The organism is Citrobacter sp. MGH 55, from assembly GCF_016906145.1.
Classification (GTDB): domain Bacteria; phylum Pseudomonadota; class Gammaproteobacteria; order Enterobacterales; family Enterobacteriaceae; genus Citrobacter_A; species Citrobacter_A amalonaticus.
Genome location: NZ_CP070239.1, coordinates 1,044,234 through 1,065,772, shown reverse-complemented (window position 1 = coordinate 1,065,772; position 21,539 = coordinate 1,044,234). Strand labels below are relative to the sequence as shown.

Annotated in this window: 21 protein-coding genes; 11 read left to right on the top strand and 10 right to left on the bottom strand. The window is 55.3% G+C overall.

Annotation, left to right across the window (positions count from 1 at the left end):
- Together envC and gpmM are read right to left on the bottom strand one after the other, a co-directional pair.
- Entirely contained in the window at positions 1-1,284 is a 1,284-nt protein-coding gene (gene envC / locus JTI98_RS04315; protein WP_216081958.1) for a murein hydrolase activator EnvC, read from the bottom strand.
- A 9-nt stretch (positions 1,285-1,293) separates the two neighbouring features.
- Positions 1,294-2,838 (bottom strand): 2,3-bisphosphoglycerate-independent phosphoglycerate mutase, encoded by a 1,545-nt coding sequence (gpmM, locus tag JTI98_RS04310; RefSeq protein ID WP_044267541.1) that lies wholly within the window; start codon positions 2,836-2,838, stop codon positions 1,294-1,296.
- A gap of 247 nt (positions 2,839-3,085) precedes the next feature.
- Here gpmM and JTI98_RS04305 point away from each other — a divergent pair, with 247 nt between their 5' ends.
- The 5 genes from JTI98_RS04305 to cysE all read left to right on the top strand — a co-directional run bounded on the left by JTI98_RS04305 (position 3,086) and on the right by cysE (position 6,251).
- Entirely contained in the window at positions 3,086-3,517 is a 432-nt protein-coding gene (locus tag JTI98_RS04305) for a rhodanese-like domain-containing protein (protein ID WP_042998608.1), read from the top strand.
- 32 nt (positions 3,518-3,549) lie between these two features.
- Positions 3,550-3,801, top strand: coding sequence for a glutaredoxin 3 (gene grxC, locus JTI98_RS04300; protein WP_012908148.1), 252 nt, complete (start codon positions 3,550-3,552; stop codon positions 3,799-3,801).
- A 62-nt stretch (positions 3,802-3,863) separates the two neighbouring features.
- The gene (secB, locus tag JTI98_RS04295; protein ID WP_003024155.1) at positions 3,864-4,331 is read left to right on the top strand and encodes a protein-export chaperone SecB; all 468 of its coding nucleotides are present in this window, start codon (positions 3,864-3,866) and stop codon (positions 4,329-4,331) included.
- On the top strand, positions 4,331-5,350 hold the full coding sequence (gene gpsA, locus JTI98_RS04290) for an NAD(P)H-dependent glycerol-3-phosphate dehydrogenase (RefSeq protein WP_042998607.1): 1,020 nt from the start codon (positions 4,331-4,333) through the stop codon (positions 5,348-5,350). Before secB ends, gpsA begins: the two co-directional genes overlap by 1 nt.
- A 79-nt stretch (positions 5,351-5,429) precedes the next feature.
- Positions 5,430-6,251 (top strand): serine O-acetyltransferase, encoded by an 822-nt coding sequence (cysE, locus tag JTI98_RS04285; RefSeq protein ID WP_042998606.1) that lies wholly within the window; start codon positions 5,430-5,432, stop codon positions 6,249-6,251.
- Positions 6,252-6,329: 78 nt separating this feature from the next.
- Here cysE and trmL read toward each other — a convergent pair whose 3' ends face one another.
- The 5 genes from trmL to JTI98_RS04260 all read right to left on the bottom strand — a co-directional run bounded on the left by trmL (position 6,330) and on the right by JTI98_RS04260 (position 11,076).
- Positions 6,330-6,806, bottom strand: a complete 477-nt coding sequence (gene trmL, locus JTI98_RS04280; RefSeq protein WP_044328191.1) for a tRNA (uridine(34)/cytosine(34)/5-carboxymethylaminomethyluridine(34)-2'-O)-methyltransferase TrmL — start codon at positions 6,804-6,806, stop codon at positions 6,330-6,332.
- A gap of 39 nt (positions 6,807-6,845) precedes the next feature.
- Positions 6,846-8,033, bottom strand: coding sequence for an FMN-dependent L-lactate dehydrogenase LldD (gene lldD, locus JTI98_RS04275; RefSeq protein ID WP_216081957.1), 1,188 nt, complete (start codon positions 8,031-8,033; stop codon positions 6,846-6,848).
- Complete coding sequence (gene lldR / locus JTI98_RS04270) at positions 8,030-8,806, bottom strand: transcriptional regulator LldR (RefSeq protein ID WP_042998603.1); 777 nt, start codon at positions 8,804-8,806, stop codon at positions 8,030-8,032. The genes lldD and lldR overlap by 4 nt, the downstream gene beginning before the upstream one ends.
- Complete coding sequence (lldP, locus tag JTI98_RS04265) at positions 8,803-10,458, bottom strand: L-lactate permease (RefSeq protein ID WP_042998602.1); 1,656 nt, start codon at positions 10,456-10,458, stop codon at positions 8,803-8,805. Before lldP ends, lldR begins: the two co-directional genes overlap by 4 nt.
- A 255-nt stretch (positions 10,459-10,713) precedes the next feature.
- Positions 10,714-11,076, bottom strand: coding sequence for a YibL family ribosome-associated protein (locus tag JTI98_RS04260; RefSeq protein ID WP_042998601.1), 363 nt, complete (start codon positions 11,074-11,076; stop codon positions 10,714-10,716).
- Positions 11,077-11,360: 284 nt separating this feature from the next.
- On the opposite strand from JTI98_RS04260, the gene JTI98_RS04255 reads away from it, so the two are divergent.
- Positions 11,361-11,567 (top strand): hypothetical protein, encoded by a 207-nt coding sequence (locus JTI98_RS04255; RefSeq protein WP_042998600.1) that lies wholly within the window; start codon positions 11,361-11,363, stop codon positions 11,565-11,567.
- A gap of 15 nt (positions 11,568-11,582) precedes the next feature.
- Here the strand turns inward: JTI98_RS04255 and mtlR are convergent, their stop codons facing one another.
- The 3 genes from mtlR to mtlA all read right to left on the bottom strand — a co-directional run bounded on the left by mtlR (position 11,583) and on the right by mtlA (position 15,368).
- Positions 11,583-12,170 carry a mannitol operon repressor MtlR gene (gene mtlR, locus JTI98_RS04250; protein WP_046401674.1) on the bottom strand — a complete coding sequence of 196 codons (588 nt, stop codon included), beginning with the start codon at positions 12,168-12,170 and terminating at the stop codon, positions 11,583-11,585.
- A gap of 2 nt (positions 12,171-12,172) precedes the next feature.
- Positions 12,173-13,318 carry a mannitol-1-phosphate 5-dehydrogenase gene (gene mtlD / locus JTI98_RS04245; RefSeq protein ID WP_046401673.1) on the bottom strand — a complete coding sequence of 382 codons (1,146 nt, stop codon included), beginning with the start codon at positions 13,316-13,318 and terminating at the stop codon, positions 12,173-12,175.
- A 136-nt stretch (positions 13,319-13,454) separates the two neighbouring features.
- A complete protein-coding gene (mtlA, locus tag JTI98_RS04240; protein WP_216081956.1) occupies positions 13,455-15,368 on the bottom strand; it encodes a PTS mannitol transporter subunit IICBA in 1,914 nt (637 codons plus the stop codon).
- Positions 15,369-15,898: 530 nt separating this feature from the next.
- On the opposite strand from mtlA, the gene JTI98_RS04235 reads away from it, so the two are divergent.
- The 5 genes from JTI98_RS04235 to selB all read left to right on the top strand — a co-directional run bounded on the left by JTI98_RS04235 (position 15,899) and on the right by selB (position 21,409).
- The gene (locus JTI98_RS04235; protein WP_099433954.1) at positions 15,899-16,255 is read left to right on the top strand and encodes a DUF3302 domain-containing protein; all 357 of its coding nucleotides are present in this window, start codon (positions 15,899-15,901) and stop codon (positions 16,253-16,255) included.
- A 2-nt stretch (positions 16,256-16,257) separates the two neighbouring features.
- The gene (locus JTI98_RS04230; RefSeq protein ID WP_058587407.1) at positions 16,258-17,394 is read left to right on the top strand and encodes an HlyD family secretion protein; all 1,137 of its coding nucleotides are present in this window, start codon (positions 16,258-16,260) and stop codon (positions 17,392-17,394) included.
- 72 nt (positions 17,395-17,466) lie between these two features.
- Entirely contained in the window at positions 17,467-18,075 is a 609-nt protein-coding gene (locus JTI98_RS04225) for a glutathione S-transferase (protein WP_042998595.1), read from the top strand.
- A gap of 98 nt (positions 18,076-18,173) precedes the next feature.
- Positions 18,174-19,565: an L-seryl-tRNA(Sec) selenium transferase gene (selA, locus tag JTI98_RS04220; protein ID WP_044328736.1), complete on the top strand. Its 1,392-nt coding sequence runs from the start codon at positions 18,174-18,176 to the stop codon at positions 19,563-19,565.
- Entirely contained in the window at positions 19,562-21,409 is a 1,848-nt protein-coding gene (gene selB, locus JTI98_RS04215) for a selenocysteine-specific translation elongation factor (RefSeq protein WP_216081955.1), read from the top strand. The genes selA and selB overlap by 4 nt, the downstream gene beginning before the upstream one ends.
- Positions 21,410-21,539: the final 130 nt, after the last annotated feature.

Genomic DNA, 21,539 nt, shown 5'->3' with positions numbered 1-21,539 from the left:
TTATCTTCCCAACCACGGTTGTGGATTGACGGCCTGACCCTGGCGACGAATTTCGAAATAGAGCGACGGTCGACCCTGACCCCCGCTGCTACCCACCAGCGCAATCGGCTGGCCGGCGCGAACCTGCGTACCGACACTGACCAGCGCACTCTGGTTGTAGCCATAAAGACTCATGTCGCCCTTGCCGTGTTCAACGACGACGACCAGTCCGTATCCCTGCAGCCAGTCCGCCAGAATGACGCGACCATCGGCAATGGCTTTCACTTCAGTGCCTTCAGACGCACCGATAACCATCCCCTTCCAACGTAGCTCACCTTGCAGTTGTTCGCCATAGCGATGCAGCGTGGGGCCACGAACGGGCCAGAATGCCTGGCCGCGTGGCGAACCCAGACCGCCGGTACGCGACATCAGCGATTTCTCACTGTCGGTGGGCTTGTACGTGGTGCCTTTGCGGGTGGCCTCTTTCTGGCGATTACGTACCGCTTCCGCCTCGCGTGCTTCTCGTTCGGCACGGGCTTTGGCGGCCGCCTCGGCACGGGCAATGCTGTTACGCAAACGGGATTCGTTGGCGCGCAGTTCACTGAGCTGTTGCTGGCCCTGCTGAATGGAGGATTCCAGCCCGGCGAGGGTTTTCTTACGTTCGTTACGCGCCTGTTCAAGCTTCGCCTGCTGGGCGCGCTGTTCATACAGCAGCGTCTGTTGCTGACTCTGCTTCTCTTCCAGTTCGGCACGCTGGGCGGCGACCTCTTCGCGAGTCTGCTTCAACTCGTTGATCGTCTCCTGGCGCGCCTGGTTCAGATAACCAAAGTAGGCCTGCAAACGCTGACCGCGCTGGCTCTCTTCACCGCTGAGGATAAGCTGAATACCCGTGTGTTCACCCTGGCGAAACGCGGCATCCAGCTGCGCGGCAAGGCTGCGCTCCTGGTTGGCTTTCTGCCGTTCCAGCTTCGCAATAGAAGCATTCATCTCATCGATTTGTTTGTTCAGCTGCGCAAGCGTGTTTTGCGTTTCACGTAACTGGCGTGCGGCGGCGGAGATGGCCTCTTCCTGCGCCTTCAGTTGCGCAAGCAGGCCAGAACGTTGTTGCTGTTGCTGACGAACAGCACGTTCTTTGGCGGCGATATCTGCCTGAATGGATTTAAGCTGATCGCGGTCATCCGCGTGGGCGGAAAAGGTGCACAACAATACGCCAGCGCTCACCACGCTGGCGTAAATCAAGGGCCTGACTGAAAACCGTCTTGGTTTCATGGCCCCATTTTCGCTATTTATCGTCTTTCCCCTCATGGGGAAGGATTATTCCACGATGAACAGCGGCTTACCAGTCATCTCTTGCGGGATTTCCATGCCCATTAGCGTCAACATGGTGGGGGCGATATCGGAAAGTTTGCCGCCTTCCACCGCTTTCACATTTTTGTTGCCGACATAAATCAGCGGAACCGGCAGGTTAGTGTGCGCGGTGTGCGCCTGACCGGTTGCCGGATCGCGCATTTGCTCGGCGTTGCCGTGGTCAGCGGTGATCAGCAGTTGACCGCCAACGGACTCAACCGCTTTTGCCACCTGCTCAACACAGTGGTCCAGCGCTTCAACCGCTTTAACCGCCGCTTCCATCACACCGGTATGACCGACCATGTCGCCGTTCGGGTAGTTACAGATGATGGTGTCGTATTTCCCGCTTTCGATAGCGGCCACCAGTTTTTCGGTCAGCTCTGCGGAGCTCATTTCCGGCTGCAGATCGTAGGTCGCCACTTTCGGTGAGTTGATCAGGATGCGATCTTCACCGGTGAACGGTTCTTCGACGCCGCCGTTGAAGAAGAAGGTGACGTGGGCGTATTTTTCGGTTTCAGAGATACGCAGCTGCGTTTTGTCATTCTTCGCCATCCACTCACCAAACGTGTTCGCCAGCGAGGCGGGCGGATAGGCAACGGCCGTTTTGATGTCGGCAGCGTATTCGGTCAGCATTACGAAGTTCAGGTTAACCACTTTCTTGCGCGCGAAGCCGTCGAAGTCGGTGTTAACAAAAGCACGGGTGATTTCACGCGCGCGGTCAGCACGGAAGTTCATGAAAATGAGCGCGTCGCCGTCTTCCATCGCGGCATCGGCCTGGCCTGCGGCGCGGATCACGGTGGCTTTCACGAATTCATCGTTTTCATCGCGGGCATAGGCGGCCTGCAGACCTTCAACGGCGGTATTAGCCTGGAATTCACCCTGCGCCAGCGTCATCAGGTCATATGCTTTCTCCACGCGATCCCAACGGTTGTCGCGGTCCATCGCATAGTACCGGCCAATGATAGAGGCGACGCGACCTTTGCCCAGCGCGGCAAATTTCTCTTCGAATTTTTTCAGCGAAGACTCTGCGCTGCGTGGCGGCGTATCGCGGCCATCGAGGAAAGCATGCAGATAGATTTTCTCTGCGCCACGCTCAGCGGCCAGTTCAACCATCGCCATGATGTGATCTTCGTGGCTATGGACGCCACCGGCAGAGAGCAGACCCATGATGTGCACGGCTTTACCGGCGTTTTTCGCCTGGTCAACCGCGGCGGTCAGCGTTGGGTTGGCAAAGAAAGTGCGTTCTTTAATTTCAACGTCCAGACGGGTCAGGTCCTGATACACGATGCGGCCCGCGCCCAGGTTAACGTGACCGACTTCGGAGTTACCCATCTGACGATCGGGCAGGCCCACTTCCAGACCTGAAGCATCGATCAGGGTATGCGGGCGTTTTGCCCACAGCGCATCCATTACCGGGGTTTTGGCATTAAAAATGGCGTTATCCTGGCTGTCTTCACGGTAGCCATAGCCATCCAGAATCACCAGTACCATAGGTTTTTTAGAAACCGACATTGCGAAACCTCACACTCAAGAGACAAAAATAATTGCGTAATTTTACTACAGCTGAATCGATAAAATAGCCTCAGAAGATCAAAGAATGGGGCAGGCTGGTTCACGGATGGTACGGATTTGCACTTTTTTTTCCGTAGCGCCCCGCAAAAATGCAATCCATTGCACGCGCTGGCTGTATTTGCGTCAACGCGCAGGTATACTCCTGTCCTGGTTTTTTTAATCACTGAGTCGGGAGTTGTTACCCCCCATGCAAGAAATTATGCAATTTGTTAGCCGCCATCCCATACTGAGTATCGCCTGGATTGCGTTACTGGTGGCGGTTTTGTTCACCACGTTTAAAGGCCTGACGTCGAAAGTTAAGGTCATCACTCGCGGCGAAGCCACGCGTCGTATCAACAAAGAAGACGCCGTTATCGTGGATTTACGTCAGCGTGACGATTTCCGCAAAGGCCATATCGCGGGTTCCATTAACCTGCTGCCCAGCGAAATCAAAGCGAACAACGTGGGCGAGCTGGAAAAACACAAAGACAAACCGGTTATCGTGGTCGATGGTTCCGGCATGCAGTGCCAGGAAGCGGCAAACGCGCTGATCAAAGCAGGCTTTGAGAACGTGTCTGTGCTGAAAGAAGGCGTTGCGGGCTGGAGCGGTGAGAATCTGCCGCTGGTTCGTGGGAAATAATTTTCCCGACGTAAACGAATTTGGAGATAAGTATGGCCAATATCGAGATCTACACTAAAGCAACCTGCCCGTTTTGCCATCGTGCGAAAGCGCTGCTGAACAGCAAGGGTGTGAGCTTCCAGGAACTGCCGATCGACGGCGATGCCGTGAAGCGTGAAGAGATGATCAAGCGCAGCGGTCGTACGACGGTTCCACAGATTTTTATTGATGCACAGCACATTGGCGGCTGTGATGACTTGTATGCGTTGGATGCGCGTGGTGGACTTGATCCCCTGCTGAGCTAACGCTGGGCCATGTTATTGGCATCAAGCGCTATTTAAGGACAACACTAAAGGGTTTTCTACACATGTCAGAACAAAACAACACCGAAATGGCTTTCCAGATCCAGCGTATTTACACCAAAGATGTCTCTTTCGAAGCGCCAAATGCGCCGCATGTTTTCCAGAAAGATTGGCAGCCAGAGGTTAAACTTGATCTGGATACAGCATCTACTCAACTGGCAGATGACGTATACGAAGTGGTGCTGCGTGTTACCGTAACGGCTTCCCTCGGTGAAGAAACGGCGTTCCTGTGCGAAGTTCAGCAAGGCGGTATCTTCTCTATCAGCGGAATCGAAGGCACCCAGATGGCGCATTGCCTGGGCGCATACTGCCCGAACATTCTGTTCCCGTATGCCCGCGAATGCATCACCAGCCTGGTTTCACGCGGTACGTTCCCGCAACTGAACCTTGCGCCGGTTAACTTTGATGCGCTGTTCATGAACTATTTACAGCAGCAGGCTGGCGAAGGTACTGAAGAACATCAGGATGCCTGATGAACCAAAGTAATGCTTCAATGACTGTGATCGGTGCCGGCTCGTACGGCACCGCTCTTGCCATCACCCTGGCAAGAAATGGCCACCAGGTTGTCCTGTGGGGCCATGATCCTAAACATATCGCGACCCTTGAGCACGATCGCTGCAATGTCGCGTTCCTCCCGGATGTGCCTTTCCCCGATACGTTACGCCTCGAAAGCGACTTAGCTACTGCGCTGGCGGCCAGCCGCGATATTCTGGTGGTCGTGCCAAGCCATGTCTTTGGCGAAGTATTGCGACAGATTAAGCCTCTGCTGCGTCCTGACGCGCGTCTGGTCTGGGCAACCAAAGGGCTGGAAGCAGAGACGGGACGCCTGTTGCAGGATGTTGCCCGTGAAGCGCTGGGCGATAAAATCCCGCTGGCAGTGATTTCCGGACCGACGTTCGCGAAAGAGCTGGCGGCAGGCATGCCGACGGCCATCTCCCTGGCCTCCACTGACGACACCTTTGCTGATGACTTACAGCAACTGCTGCACTGCGGTAAGAGTTTCCGTGTCTACAGCAACCCGGATTTCATCGGCGTCCAGTTGGGCGGCGCGGTGAAGAACGTGATTGCGATCGGCGCAGGAATGTCTGACGGCATTGGTTTTGGCGCTAACGCCCGTACTGCGCTAATTACGCGTGGCCTGACAGAGATGTCGCGTCTGGGCGCGGCGCTGGGCGCCGATCCCCAGACCTTTATGGGAATGGCCGGGTTAGGCGATCTGGTGCTGACCTGTACCGACAACCAGTCGCGCAACCGCCGTTTTGGCATGATGCTCGGTCAGGGCATGGATGTACAAGGCGCGCAGGACAAGATTGGACAGGTGGTTGAAGGCTACCGCAATACAAAAGAAGTTCGCGAGTTGGCGCACCGTTTTGGTGTCGAAATGCCAATAACCGAGGAAATTTATCAAGTATTATATTGCGGAAAAAACGCGCGCGAGGCAGCATTGACGTTATTAGGTCGTGCACGCAAGGATGAGCGAAGCAGCCACTAGTCTCAAGGATCCGTTTTTAAAAAATGACCCGGCCCGCGAAGAACGGGCCGGTCGTTAGCCTCATTACCTGGAGCCCGCAATGCCGTGTGAAGAACTGGATATCGTCTGGAACAATATAAAAACCGAAGCCCGCGCTCTGGCAGACTGTGAGCCTATGCTGGCCAGTTTTTACCACGCAACGCTACTCAAGCATGAGAATCTGGGCAGTGCGCTAAGCTACATGCTGGCGAACAAACTGGCATCGCCCATTATGCCCGCCATTGCGATCCGTGAAGTGGTCGAAGAAGCGTACGCAGCAGACCCGGAAATGATCGCCTCAGCAGCCTGTGATATTCAGGCCGTCCGCACGCGTGACCCGGCGGTCGATAAATACTCCACTCCGCTTTTGTACCTGAAAGGTTTTCATGCCTTGCAGGCATACCGTATTGGTCACTGGTTATGGAATGAAGGCCGCCGCGCGCTGGCAATCTTCCTGCAAAACCAGGTCTCCGTGACGTTCCAGGTGGATATTCACCCTGCGGCGAAGATTGGTCGTGGGATCATGCTCGATCATGCCACCGGCATTGTCGTCGGTGAGACGGCGGTGATCGAAGATGACGTGTCGATCCTGCAATCGGTCACCCTCGGCGGTACCGGTAAAACCAGTGGCGATCGTCATCCAAAAATTCGTGAAGGCGTGATGATTGGCGCGGGGGCGAAAATCCTCGGCAATATCGAAGTTGGACGTGGGGCAAAAATTGGCGCCGGTTCCGTGGTGTTACAACCCGTTCCGCCGCACACTACCGCCGCTGGCGTTCCGGCGCGCATTGTCGGTAAGCCAGACAGCGATAAGCCGTCAATGGATATGGATCAGCATTTCAACGGGATACACCATACGTTTGAGTACGGCGACGGTATTTGATCTTTTGCCCGGTGGCGCTGTGCTTACCGGGCCTACAAAACCGCAGGTCGGATAAGGCGACAGCCGCCATCCGACGATTCAAAGTGTGCGCAAGACTGCGCCAGGATATCCCAACTGGCGCCACGCCTCATACACCACCACCGACACGGCATTTGACAGGTTCATACTGCGGCTGTCCGGCATCATCGGAATACGTATTTTTTGTTCAGCGGGCAGGGCATCGAGAATGCTGGCTGGCAGACCGCGCGTCTCCGGACCAAACATCAGATAGTCGCCATCCTGATAGCTCACCGCGCTGTGTGCAGGCGTGCCCTTGGTCGTCAGCGCGAACAGGCGCTGCGGTTTTTCAGCTTCGAGAAATGCAGCGTAATCATGATGGCGAACCACCGCAGTAAATTCATGATAATCCAGTCCCGCGCGGCGCAGGCGTTTGTCGTCCCAGGTAAAGCCCATCGGCTCAATAATATGCAGACGAAAGCCTGTGTTTGCGCACAGACGAATGATGTTGCCCGTGTTCGGCGGGATTTCTGGTTCAAATAAGACGATGTTGAGCATGCTGCCCCCTTAATTACGGGGGGCAGAATAACACTTTCATTACGCCGCATCACCTTGCGATAGCGGTGCCAGTGCGGCAGGGAGCTTGTTGATTTCCTGTACCAGGGAATTCTTGCTGATGTCGGTGATGGATTTCGCACCGGTCAGCGTCATGGCAACTTTCATCTCTTTTTCAATCAGATTCAGCAGATTGGCCACTCCCGCCTGACCTGCCGTCGCCAACGCGTACAGATACGCACGGCCCAGCAAAACGGTATCTGCGCCCAGCGCAATCATTCGCACCACGTCCAGCCCGTTACGGATACCGCTGTCCGCGAGAATGGCGATATCGCCTTTCACCGCATCGGCAATGGCGGGCAGTGCGCGCGCGGAAGAGAGCACGCCGTCCAACTGACGGCCTCCGTGGTTAGAGACCACAATCCCATCTGCACCAAAGCGAACGGCGTCGCGGGCGTCTTCCGGATCGAGGATCCCTTTGATCACCATCGGGCCATCCCAGAACTCCCGGATCCACTCAAGGTCCTTCCATGAAATTGACGGATCAAAGTTGTTTGCCAGCCAGCCGATGTAATCTTCCAGTCCGGTTGGCTTGCCGAGGTAAGCGGAGATATTGCCGAGATCGTGAGGACGACCATTCAGACCGACGTCCCAGGCCCACTGTGGATGAGTGACCGCCTGCCAGTAGCGACGCAGCGCGGCATTCGGGCCGCTCATCCCGGAGTGAGCGTCACGATAGCGTGCCCCCGGCGTCGGCATATCGACCGTAAAGACCAGCGTTGAACAGCCCGCCGCTTTTGCCCGTTCCAGCGCATTACGCATGAATCCACGGTCGCGCAGAACATACAACTGGAACCACATCGGACGGTTAATAGTGGGCGCGACTTCTTCTATCGGGCACACGGAGACGGTGGAAAGGGTAAACGGGATCCCTTTCGCATCGGCTGCCGCTGCAGCCTGCACTTCGCCACGGCGGGCATACATGCCGCACAGCCCGACCGGCGCCAGCGCCACGGGCATCGACAGTTTTTCGTTAAACAGCGTGGTTTCCAGGCTCAAGTCAGACATGTTTTTCAGCACGCGCTGGCGTAGCGCCACGTCCGATAAGTCTTCCACGTTACGCCGCAGGGTATGCTCCGCATACGCGCCGCCGTCGATGTAGTGAAACAGGAACGGGGGCAGAATGCGCTGGGCTGCGGCGCGATAATCGCTGGCGGCTGAAATAATCATGCTTTGTTCTCCCTGGGATTTTCATTGTGGTCGCCGGGCAAACGGGTAATGCGCGCCTGGCGGGCCTGGTCTTCATCAAATTGTTTAATGGTGGTATGGACGAAACTGAGGTGCGCCATCATCGCCTTACGCGCGCCGTCTGCGTCGCCCGCGAGAATGGCATCCAGTACGGCCTGATGTTGCTCCGTCAGCCGGGAAAAGACGGGCGGAACGAGATACATGCGCTGTCGGCTTTGTTTCACCGACGAATGCAGAACGTCGAAGAACCCGCGCATCGTTTGTAACAGCACCACGTTATGCGAGGCTTCGGCGATAGCCAGATGAAAACGAACGTCGGCCTGTGAGGCAAGATCCGGGTCTTCGCTGAGCGTGGCGTCAAAGCAGAGTTTGATTTTCTCTTTGTCGGCTGTGGTGGCGCGTATCGCCGCATGCCAGGCCGTACTGGCTTCGATGGCGTGTCGGGCTTCGAGAATATCGAAACTGTAATCCGGGTCGTCGGCCATCAGGGTTTTCAGCGGCTGAACAATGTTCTGTTCAGACCACTCTTCATGCTGCCAGCGGACAAACGTGCCGCCGCCGCGACGGCTGAGTAGCACGCCTTCGCTGACGAGCTTTGCCAGCGCTTCGCGCAGCGAGTTACGCGAGACGCCAAGCTGTACCGCCAGTTGGCGCTCGGCGGGCAATTTCATGCCCGCTTCCAGCTGTTGTTCTTCAATCAGCGCCCGCACACGAGAGGCAACCTCGTCCGACAGGCGTCTGGGCATCACGATCATGGAATCATCCAGGTTAAGACGTAAGCCTGAAGCGTGGTGATCACGCCCACCATGCAGGTGAAAATCAGGCTGTGTTTGACGGTAAAACGGAACAGATCCGACTCTTTGCCGACCAGTCCGACCGCCGCACAGGCGATGGCGATGGACTGCGGCGAAATCATTTTTCCGGTGACGCCACCGGTGGTATTGGCCGCCACCATCAGCACATCGGACACGCCGATTTGCTGTGCGGCAGTTGCCTGCAGGGCGGCAAACAGCGCGTTAGATGAGGTATCTGAACCGGTCAGGAATACCCCCAGCCAGCCGAGGAACGGCGAGAAGAAGGTAAAGGCGCTGCCCGTGTGCGCCAGCGCTAACGCCAGCGTCGAGGAGAGCCCGGAATAGTTGGAGATAAACGCAAAGGCCAGCACCATCCCGATGGAGTAGATCGGCAGCGCCAGTTCCTTCAGCGTGCTGCCGAAGGTCTGAATGGCGGCGGAAGGCTTCATCTTCAGCCAGACGATTGACAGCAGTGCGGCGAACAGAATGGCGGTGCCAGTCGCGGAGAACCAGTCAAATTTATACACTGCCGCGTAGGCGGTAGCTTCGTGAACCACGGGCGGCATGCGGGCAACCAGTTTGTCGAGGAACGGGACCGGGATGTTAATCACCCAGTCGTACAGCGCGCCGCCGGGAGCGAACAGGGCTTTAAACGGCGGCACGCTCCAGAGGGTTACGGTGGCCGTCAGGAACAGAAACGGCGACCAGGCGCGAACAACCTGTCCGGCGGTATAGTTCGTGCGTGCCAGCGTCTGATCAACTTGTGATGCGCCCATATCGCCAAAGCGGAAGATGCGAACCGGCTGCCAGCGTTTCAGGAACAGCGTCAGACAGACCAGCGAGACCAGCGAGGAGATGATGTCCGGCAATTCCGGGCCGATAAAGTTGGAGCTGAGGTACTGAGCAATAGCGAATGAACCACCCGCCACCATGACCGCAGGCCAGGTCTCTTTCACGCCGCGCCAGCCATCCATGATCGCCATGATCCAGAACAGTACGATAATTGTCAGGAACGGTAACTGACGACCCACCATCTGGCCGATTTCAAAGCTGTCCAGCCCAGTCACCTGGCCGGCGACCAGAATCGGGATCCCCATGGCACCAAACGCCACGGGCGCGGTATTGACGATCAGGCACAGTCCAGCGGCATACAGCGGGTTAAACCCGAGACCTACCAGCAGCGCGGCAGTGATGGCAACGGGGGCACCAAATCCCGCCGCCCCTTCGAGGAAGGCACCAAATGAGAAGCCGACGATCAGCATTTGCAAACGCTGGTCAGGGGTAATTGACAGAATGGACGAGCGGATGATGTCGAACTGCCCGGTTTTCACCGAGATTTTGTAAACAAACACTGCGGCGATAATGATCCAGGCAATCGGCCATAGACCGTAGAAGAAACCGTACACCACCGAGGCCAGTGCGTGATCGACCGGCATTTTGTAGAACAGCAGCGCCACGGCCAGCGCAATCACCACCGTCCACGAAGCGGCAACATAGCCTTTCAGCTTGAGCTTAATCAGCGCGAAAAAGAAAAACAGAATCGGGAGCGATGCGATCAGACTGGAAAGCCAGATGTTACCGGCCGGATCGTAGTTTTGTTGCCAGAGATTCATTGCAGGTCTCCTGAGGGCCACACGCACAATGCAGTGAGTCTGTGCTCATCTTTTCGTCACATTATGTGTAAAAGTGGTCCTGCCAATATTGTTGTGTAGGGATAATGACAACGAATGGTTAATCAAATGTTATTTATTGGCAACGGCAGTGTAGGCTTAAATTAATGAATTGTGAACCAGTGGTCGTAACTGAAGGGGATTGGTAGGGCCAATTAAGGGAGGACCGGACAGCGGACGTGCTGCCCGGTATAAAAATCAAAACTCGGTCTTTGCGAAGCCAGTCATCTCTTGCAGGCCCATTTCGCGGCCTAAGGCGGTCATTGGATGAACCACCACCAGACCGCGCACGCTTTTCTTCAGCTTGCCCATATCGGCCTGCTCTTTTTTGCTGATCGCACGACGGTACGGCAGGTTCATCAGTTTCTGCGCCTCTTTGCTCAGTTTTTGACTGTGAACGTCACGCAGACGGGCGATTTCTGCTTCCAGTGTGGCTTTCTCTTTTTCCAGCTCAGCGTATTTATCGGCGGCTTCAACCAGAGACAGATCGGCCTGCTGGTGGCGGATAGCGTCGAGGCGATCGCTCAGACGTTTGATTTCGTTTTTTTCGACTTCTTTCATGGAATGGCTTCTGATAGAAATAAGGTGAATGGACTATAGTATGCGCGCAGAGCGGGTTTATTCACAACTAATGGGATAATAATCAAATAACGCGAGTATTCAGTTGCTAACTATTTTTCTAATGGACTGATTAATTAAACATTTTAGACAATAACAGGATCATGTAAGAGATAATTTGCCGCCAATGGATTAAGCACGTTTTCCTTAATGTCATGACGCGGGCGATCCTACACTAAAATTGACCGTTGCGCTTAAGCACGGCGGGACCGCATGGAGGAGATAACATGGCAAAAATAGGCGAGAATGTTCCGCTTCTGATTGATAAAGCTGTGGATTTTATGGCCTCAAGTCAGGCGTTTAAAGAGTATCTGAATAAAATGCCTGCGCGTGATGACGTTCCGAGCGAAGTGCCTGCAGAAAATGCGCAGATGTACCTGCAACGGCTGAATTATTACCGGCGCCTGTATCAACCAGTGCAGGAAAAGGAGTAGCAGGCAGAGCGAGGCCTACTTCTGGAAGGCTTTTTTTAAGCTGATTTTAGAAATCAGCTCAGTCAGGGAGAGAACCATCGTCGAGCGCACCGCTTGCTGGTAGCGCTGGATTTGCATGGCGTACAAACTGGGGTCGGCGGCGTCAAACTGCGGCGGGGGTGGCAGCGCCAGTACGCAGTGCAGTTCGCCGAACGGCCCGAGAATCTCATCATCCGTAAAGGCATACTCATTGCCGTCATGATTCATCTCTTCGCGCATCGCCATCAGCAGCTCTGCGTCTTCATATTCAGGACGACTAAGGACGCCCAGACCGTAGATCAGTTTCAGGCGCACAGACAGATCGCCCAGCGGTCCGTCGCCGTCGAGTAACGGTTCTACAGCGTACTTCACTGCGTAGTCATCTTTGCGAAACACCTGAAGCACCAGAATGTTTACCGCCTCGGTGAGTAACTCCACGGCGGTGATCAGGAAGCTCCGTACGGTTTTGCCAGCATTCAGACGCTCAAGCACACGATTTTCAAAGGCCTGGGTTTGTTCCATTATTGCCTGCATATCTGACAATCTATTAATCAGGCGCAGGGGCTCCTGCGCCAGTTCCAGCATCATTACTTTGCGTTATATGCGCTAACGGCCTCGGCAACGACATCGCTGTTGATATCCAGCCCGGAAATCTGGGCCAGCGCAGCCTGTGGGCCTTTCTCGGCGATCAGTGCGGCCAGCTCCTGCGCCTGCGGATCGTCTTCACTACGGAAGTGCATCGCGGCAGCAATCCCTTTGACCAGGTTAGCGTGCGGCAAATGGTATTCCAGCGTACCCAGCAACGGTTTGATTAAACGGTCACCCGCGCTCAGTTTACGCAGCGGCTGGCGACCAACGCGCTCAACGTCATCTTTCAGATACGGGTTTTCAAAACGACCGAGGATTTTCTGAATGTATGCCGCATGCTTGTCGGCATCAAAACCGTAGCGTTTGATCAGCACCGCGCCGCTCTCTTCCATTGCCCCTTTGACCACTGCGCGGATTTTCTCGTCGAGAATCGCGTCGCGGATGGTCTGATGACCGGTCAATTTTCCGAGGTACGCGGTTATAGCATGCCCGGTGTTCAGCGTGAAGAGTTTACGTTCGACAAATGCCATCAGGTTATCAGTTAATTCCATTCCCGGGATGTTCGGCAGCTCGCCTTTGAACTGGGTCTGGTCAACGATCCACTCGCTGAAGGTTTCGACAGTCACTTCCAGCGGGTCGTGGGTCGCAGAGGCTGACGGCGGCACGATGCGGTCAACGGCGGAATCCACGAAGCCGACATGGGCTTCAACCCAGGCTTTGTCGTCTTCAGCCAGCGCGTTCAGCACATGGCCTTTCAGTTGAGTGGTGCCTCGTACCATATTTTCACAGGCGATGATGTTTAGCGGGGTGGTGATCCCTTGCGCTTTGCGTTTGACCAGGCCTTTGGCGATGGCCGGCGCGATGCGCTCCAGCACGACCGGGCCAACGGCCGTGGTGACCAGGTCTACCTGGGCGATCAGCTCAACAACATCATCGCCAATGCTGCTTACCGCATTGACGCCAGTCACGGTATCCACCTGCTCATTTTCACCCACAACGTGAACCTGGTAGCTATGACGGGCATTCAGGGCGTCGAGCACGACCTGATTTACATCAGCGAATGTCAGTTGTATCCCCGCGTCCGCCAGCAGTTTGCCGATAAAGCCACGACCGATATTACCTGCGCCAAAATGTAATGCTTTCATAGTAGTAACCTTCATTAATGTTTTTACCCGAGAGGGCTGGGGTGAGGGGTTATCTGTTGCTCCCTCACCCAAACCCTCTCCACAAAGGAGAGGATTGGGTCGGCCCGATAAGCGCAATGTCACCGGGCCTCGGGGTTTACTTACGACCCGCCAGCAGCGCCAGCACTTCATCAACGCTGGTGGTGTTTGCCAGGCGTTCGATGACGGATTCGTCATCCAGCGCGTTGGTCAGGCTGGTAATCACCTGAATGTGCTCGTTGTTGCGAGCGGCGATACCGATCACCAGACGGGCGATGTCGTCGTCTTCTTCACCGAAACGAACGCCTTGCGGGTACTGGCAGAACACGACGCCGGTTTTCAGTACGCGGTCTTTCGCTTCAACGGTACCGTGCGGAACGGCGATAGACTCACCCAGATAGGTTGGGGTCAGTTTCTCACGTTCCAGCATCGCATCGACATATTCTGGCTCAACGTAACCGCCTTTCACCAGCTGCTCACCGGCGAAGCGAATCGCTTCTTCTTTGGTCGTTGCCGTACGTCCGAGGAAGATATTCTCCGCACCCAGTTTGAACAGGTTGTTATCCCCTTCGTCAAAGCTGTCTTTCAGGCTGTCGCGGACTTTGACTTCATTGTCAGTGTGGCGCTGAGCGGCAACCAGACGCTCAGTCAGGCTGGAGTACAGGCCGCTGTCGAGGAAGTTGGTCAGCGAAATATGCTGCGCCTGCGGAACCTGACGCATCGCACGTTCGGTGAGATCGCGGTGAGTGATGACCAGGTCAACATCCGGTGGCAGGTTGTTAATCGCGCTGTTGGTGACTGAGATCTGGTTCAGACCGGCATCCTGCACTTTCTTACGCAGTACGCCGGCGCCCATTGCGCTGGAACCCATACCGGCATCACAGGCAACGATGATTTTACGCACGTGGCTCAGGTCGTTGGTGACATCGCCAGCAGACAGCGGAGTACCGCCTTTGGATTCTGCTTTCATGTCATGCATACGACGGGTCGCCGCTTCAATGTCATCGTCTTCTTTCACTTTGCTGGTTTTCAGCAGAATGGCAGAGACAACGAAAGAGACCGCCATCGCCGCACAGATTGCCGCGATGTTAGCGAAGTAGGCGCCTTTTGGCGTCATCGCCAGCACTGCCAGGATTGAACCCGGAGAAGCCGGAGAAACCAGACCGCCGTTCAGGAGAGTCAACGTAAACACGCCCGTCATACCGCCGAGGATAACGGCGAGGATCAGACGCGGGTTCATCAGTACATACGGGAAGTAAATTTCGTGGATACCGCCCAGGAAGTGGATGATTGCCGCACCGCCTGCAGACTGTTTAGCGCTACCGCGACCAAAGAACATGTACGCCAGCAGAACACCCATCCCCGGACCTGGGTTGGCTTCAATCAGGAAGAAGATGGATTTACCCAACTCATGGGACTGCTGAATACCCAGCGGTGAGAAGATACCGTGGTTGATAGCATTGTTCAGGAACAGGATTTTCGCCGGTTCAACGAAGATAGACGCCAGCGGCAGCATGTCATGGACAACCATGAAGTTAACGCCTGCTGCCAACACTTTCGACAGAACTTCAACTGCTGGACCAATGCCGAGGAATGCCAGAATGGCGAGGATCATACCGATGATGCCAGCGGAGAAGTTATTCACCAGCATTTCAAAACCGGATTTGATCTTACCGTCTACCCAACCATCGAAATGTTTGATTGCCCAGCCGCCCAGAGGACCGGCAATCATTGCACCGAGGAACATCGGCATGTCTGCGCCGACGATAACGCCCATGGTGGTGATTGCACCCACCACGCCGCCGCGTTCGCCACCCACCAGTCTACCGCCGGTATAACCGATCAGCAGCGGCAGGAGATAGGTGATCATTGGGCCAACCAGCTTCGCCAGCGTTTCGTTTGGCAACCACCCTGTCGGAATAAATAGTGCAGTGATAATACCCCACGCGATAAACGCGCCGATATTTGGCATCACCATATTGCTGAGGAATCGACCAAAGCTTTGCACCTTGATCTTAATATCGGATGACATAAAAACACCCCTTCTTATGTTTGCTATCGCGCAGGCTGGAAGCCCGAGGTTTTGTTAATGTAGCGGCAGAGGTAGCCGGACCCTGTAGATACTGCGAAATCTGGCACTGAATCGTTAAGCTGTCCAGTCAGCGACCTTTAATGTGATTTGTGTCACATAAATATAGGGGGTAGGGAGGTAATTGATGTGACATTAATCACAAAACAGCTGTGTAAAAAAACAACAAACCGTCGTTCTGAACCATTAATGGCATTAATTTGTGATGTAATTCACGTTTTATATTTGGCTGTTTGTTGAATGTTTGTGATCTGAATCACAAGAAATATTCATCCAGATTTGTCCCGATGTGATCCTGGGCAGATTCCTCTCGTTGTCACCTGGCCTGATGTCATTAAATAACCATCTGGCGTGAAAAATAGTCTTTGGCGTGATGGCGAAAATGCATAACTCCAATTATGTTCAAATCATCAGCCAAATTGCATTCGGCTGCCTGCAATAAAAACTCAAATGGGCGTGAAGTCGAGGCGGATATGTTTCTAAATTATTTCGCGTTAGGTGTGCTGATTTTCGTCTTTCTGGTGATTTTTTACGGCGTTATTGCCATCCATGATATCCCCTATTTAATTGCGAAGAAACGCAACCACCCGCATGCCGATGCTATTCATACCGCAGGCTGGGTGAGTCTGTTTACGCTCCATGTAATCTGGCCGTTTTTGTGGATTTGGGCAACCCTCTACCAACCGGAACGCGGTTGGGGGATGCATAATCACATCACGTCGCCGGGACAAGATCCTGAAATTGCCGCGTTATCTGCGCGTATTACACAACTCGAGAAAAAACTGGCCGAAGTTAACACGGCTGACAATACGACGTTTCCGGAGAGTTAATCATGGATCTGTTGATTATATTAACCTACGTCGCGCTGGCGTGGGCAGTCTTCAAAATATTCCGCATACCGGTGAATCAATGGACGCTGGCGACGGCGGCATTAGGCGGTGTATTTCTGGTCAGCGGCCTGATCCTGTTAATGAACTATAACCATCCGTATACCTTTACTGCGCAAAAAGCCGTTATTTCCATTCCTGTTACGCCGCAGGTTACCGGAATTGTCAGCGAGGTGACGGATAAAAATAACCAACTGATTAAAAAGGGTGAAGTGCTATTTAAACTCGACCCGGTTCGCTATCAGGCGCGCGTGGACAGGTTACAGGCCGATCTGGTCACCGCCACGCATAATATCCAGACGCTGAAAGCCCAGCTCTCAGAAGCGCAGGCTAATACGACGCGGGTCTCTGCGGAGCGCGATCGGCTGTATAAAGATTATCAGCGTTACCTGAAGGGCAGCCAGGCGCGGGTGAACCCCTTCTCAGAAAGCGATATTGATAACGCCCGGCAAAATTATCTGGCGCAGGATGCGCTGGTGAAGGGTTCAGTGGCTGAGCAGGTGCAAATTCAAAGCCAGTTAGACAGCATGGTTAACGGCGAACAGTCGCAGATTGCCAGCCTGAGGGCGCAATTGGCAGAGGCGAAATACAACCTCGAACAGACCATTATTCGCGCGCCCAGCAACGGCTACGTCACCCAGGTGCTGATACGACCCGGTACCTACGCTGCCGCGCTACCGCTGCGTCCGGTGATGGTCTTTATCCCCGAACAAAAGCGGCAGATTGTCGCTCAGTTCCGGCAGAACTCGCTGCTTCGTCTTGAACCCGGCGACGACGCGGAGGTGGTATTTAACGCGCTTCCTGGGCAAGTTTTTCACGGTAAGTTGACCAGCATATTGCCTGTGGTGCCGGGCGGCTCGTATCAGGCTCAGGGAGCATTACAGTCCCTGACGGTGGTGCCCGGGACCGATGGCGTCCTGGCGACGATTGAACTGGACCCGAATGCCGATGTGGATGCGTTACCCGACGGCATCTACGCGCAAGTGGCAGTCTATTCCGACCATTTCGCCCATGTTTCGGTCATGCGTAAGGTGTTACTGCGCATGACCAGTTGGATGCACTACCTTTATTTGGATCATTGAGAACGCCGTCACCTGCCTTTTCCCGCTGCGTGAGCCATACTCATTGTTTTGTGTTGGCGAAAAGGACTGATCATGAAACTCATTGGTAGCTACACCAGCCCGTTTGTACGAAAAATTTCGATCCTGCTGTTGGAAAAAGGCATCACATTCGAATTTGTTAATGAACTGCCCTACAACGCGGAAAATGGCGTCGCGCAGTACAATCCGTTAGGAAAAGTACCGGCGCTGGTGACTGACGATGGGGAGTACTGGTTCGATTCGCCAATTATCGCCGAATACATTGAACTGCTGGATATTGCGCCAGCGATGCTGCCGCGTGAACCGCTGGCCTCGCTGAAAGTCCGTCAACTTGAGGCACTGGCCGATGGGATTATGGACGCCGGTCTGGTGTCGGTGCGCGAGCAGGCACGTCCCGCCGCGCAGCAATCGGAAACCGAACTGTTGCGCCAGCGCGAGAAAATCAACCGCAGTCTGGATGCGCTGGAAGCGTACCTGGTCGACGGGACGATTAAACCTGACACGGTTGATCTGGCGACCATCGCCATTGCCTGCGCGGTGGGCTATCTCAACTTCCGCCGCGTCTCACCGGGCTGGTGCGTGAGCCGACCTCACCTGGTCAAGCTGGTGGAGACGCTGTTTCAGCGCGAGAGTTTTGCCCGCACTGAACCCCCAAAGGCTTGATTCATATTCTGTCCGTCCAGGCAATCTCACGTTACAATCTCCTCTATGTCGATATCCCTCCCCGTTGTGGGGAGGGTCACCCACAGCCAGGCCTTTTCATGACGACCGAAACCCGTTCGCTCTACAGTCAGCTTCCCGCCATTGATCGCTTATTGCGTGAAAGTGAATTTCTTACCCTGCGTGAGACCCACGGGCATACCCGTATCGTTGATCTGCTCCGTCAACTGCTTGATGAAGCAAGAGAGATGATTCGCGATACGCAGACGTTGCCTGCGTGGTGTGAAAACTGGGCGCAGGAAGTGAGTCTTCGGCTGGAAAAGGAGGCCCGGAGTGCGCTGCGCCCGGTAATTAACCTGACGGGCACGGTGTTGCATACCAATCTGGGTCGCGCTTTACAGGCTGAAGAGGCCGTCGCGGCTGTCGCGCAGGCCATGCGCTCGCCGGTGACGCTGGAGTATGATCTGGACGGCGCGGGACGCGGGCATCGTGACCGCGCGCTGGCGGAATTGCTGCGCCGTATCACCGGCGCGGAAGATGCCTGCATTGTGAATAACAACGCGGCGGCGGTACTGCTGATGCTGGCCGCCACCGCCGCCGGTAAAGAGGTGGTGGTATCACGCGGTGAGCTGGTGGAGATCGGCGGCGCGTTTCGTATCCCGGATGTGATGCGTCAGGCTGGGTGTACGCTACATGAAGTGGGAACCACTAACCGGACGCATGCCGATGACTATCGTCAGGCGGTAAATGAAAACACCGGCCTGCTGATGAAGGTACATACCAGTAATTACAGCATCGAAGGGTTTACCCACTCTGTTGATGAAACGGAGCTGGTCCAGATCGGCCAGGCGCTGGATGTTCCTGTTGTGGCCGATCTCGGTAGTGGTTCGCTGGTCGATTTGAGCCAGTACGGTCTGCCGAAAGAGCCAATGCCGCAGCAGTTGATTGCCGCGGGTGTCAGCCTGGTGAGCTTCTCGGGCGACAAGCTGTTGGGCGGTCCGCAGGCTGGGATCATCGTCGGTAAGAAAGAGATGATTGCACAATTGCAGCGTCATCCGCTTAAACGTGCGTTGCGGGCGGATAAAATGACCCTTGCTGCGCTGGAAGCAACGTTGCGTCTGTATCTCCACCCGGAAGCGCTGGCCGAGAAACTGCCGACGCTGCGCCTGTTGACCCGACGCAAAGACGCTATTCAGTCTCAGGCGGAGCGGCTTCTGGCGCCGCTGGCCGCGCACTATGGTGCGGAGTTTGCGGTGAGCGTACAGCCCTGTCTGTCGCAAATCGGCAGTGGCTCTTTACCAGTTGATCGGCTCCCCAGCGCGGCATTAACCTTTACACCGCACGACGGCCGCGGAAGCCGTCTTGAAGCCCTGGCGACCCGCTGGCGTGAGCTACCGGTTCCGGTTATCGGCCGGATTTACGAGGGCCGACTGTGGCTGGATTTACGCTGTCTTGAAGATGAGACCCGGTTTATGGAGATGTTGTTGAAATGATTATTGCGACCGCCGGACATGTCGACCACGGGAAAACGACGCTGCTGCAGGCCATTACCGGCGTGAATGCCGATCGCCTGCCGGAAGAGAAAAAGCGTGGCATGACCATCGACCTGGGCTATGCCTACTGGCCGCAGCCAGACGGGCGCGTGCTGGGCTTTATCGATGTTCCCGGTCACGAGAAGTTTCTCTCAAACATGCTGGCGGGCGTGGGCGGAATCGATCATGCGTTGCTGGTGGTAGCCTGCGACGATGGCGTGATGGCGCAAACGCGCGAACATCTGGCGATCCTGCAATTGACCGGGAATCCGACGCTGACGGTGGCGCTGACCAAAGCTGACCGTGTGGATGATACGCGGGTGCAGGAGGTCCAACAGCAGGTGGAGGATGTCCTGCGTGAGTATGGCTTTGCGCAGGCGACGCTATTTGTGACGGCCGCGAATGAAGGTCGCGGGATTGAGGCGTTACGCGAACATTTGCAGCAACTGCCCGCCCGCGAACACGCCCGGAATCAGACGTTCAGACTGGCTATCGATCGTGCCTTTACTGTAAAAGGCGCCGGGCTGGTGGTGACCGGCACCGCGCTGAGCGGTGAAGTAAACGTTGGGGATACGCTGTGGCTGACCGGCGTGAATGCATCTGTGCGCGTGCGCGGACTTCACGCGCAAAATCAGGCGAGTGAGCATGCTCATGCCGGGCAGCGCATCGCGCTGAATATCGTCGGCGATGCTGAAAAGGAGCAGCTTAACCGGGGTGACTGGCTGCTTTCAGACGCCCCGCCTGAGCCGTTCACGCGGGTGATTGTCGCGCTGGAAAGCCACGTCCCGCTTACGCAGTGGCAGCCGCTACATATTCACCATGCGGCGAGTCATGTGACCGGGCGGGTATCGCTGCTGGAAGCTAACCTGGCGGAACTGGTGTTTGATACGCCTCTGCTGCTGGCCGATAACGACCGGCTGGTGCTGCGCGATATCTCCGCGCGCGCGACGCTTGCCGGGGCGCGGGTGGTTGCACTTAATCCGCCACGTCGCGGCAAACGTAAACCCGAGTATCTGCAATGGCTGGCGTCACTGGCGGCGGCGAAAGATGACGGTGCCGCGCTGGTGGTCCACCTGCAACGCGGGGCGGTCAATCTGCCCGACTTTGCGTGGGCGCGCCAGCTAAATGGCGAAGGTATGCGTTCGCTCATTCACCAGCATGGATTTATTCAGGCAGGTTACAGCCTGCTGAATGCGGAAGTTGCCGCACGCTGGCAGCGCAAAATCCTCGACACGCTGGCGACTTACCATGAACAACATCGTGATGAGCCTGGTCCGGGGCGCGAACGCCTGCGCCGTATGGCGCTGCCGATGGAAGATGAAGCGCTGGTGCTGTTGTTGATTGAACAAATGCGCGACAGCGGCGATATTCACAGCCACCATGGCTGGTTGCATCTGCCGGATCACAAGACAGGGTTTACTGACGAACAGCAGGCTATCTGGCTTAAAGCCGCGCCGTTATTTGGTGACGAACCCTGGTGGGTCCGCGATCTCGCGCGTGAAACCGCGACCGAGGAGCAGACCATGCGTCTGGTACTGCGGCAGGCGGCGCAGCAGGGGATGATTACGGCGATCGTAAAAGATCGTTACTACCGTAACGATCGCATTGTGGCTTTCGCCAGCATGATCCGCGAACTGGATCAGGAGAGAGGATCAACCTGCGCTGCGGATTTTCGCGATCGGTTGGGCGTAGGCCGAAAGCTGGCGATTCAGATTCTGGAATATTTCGACCGGATTGGCTTTACGCGTCGCCGTGGAAACGATCACCTGTTACGCGATGCATTATTATTTCCGGCAAAGGAATAATACAATTTATTAAAAATAAGAATGAATTGACATAATAAATAGGTTGAGACGAAAAGAGCCCATTAATTTGTAGCCTAATGTGCTCTTTTATTTTTTCATTAAATAAACACCGCTGTGATCATATTATCTC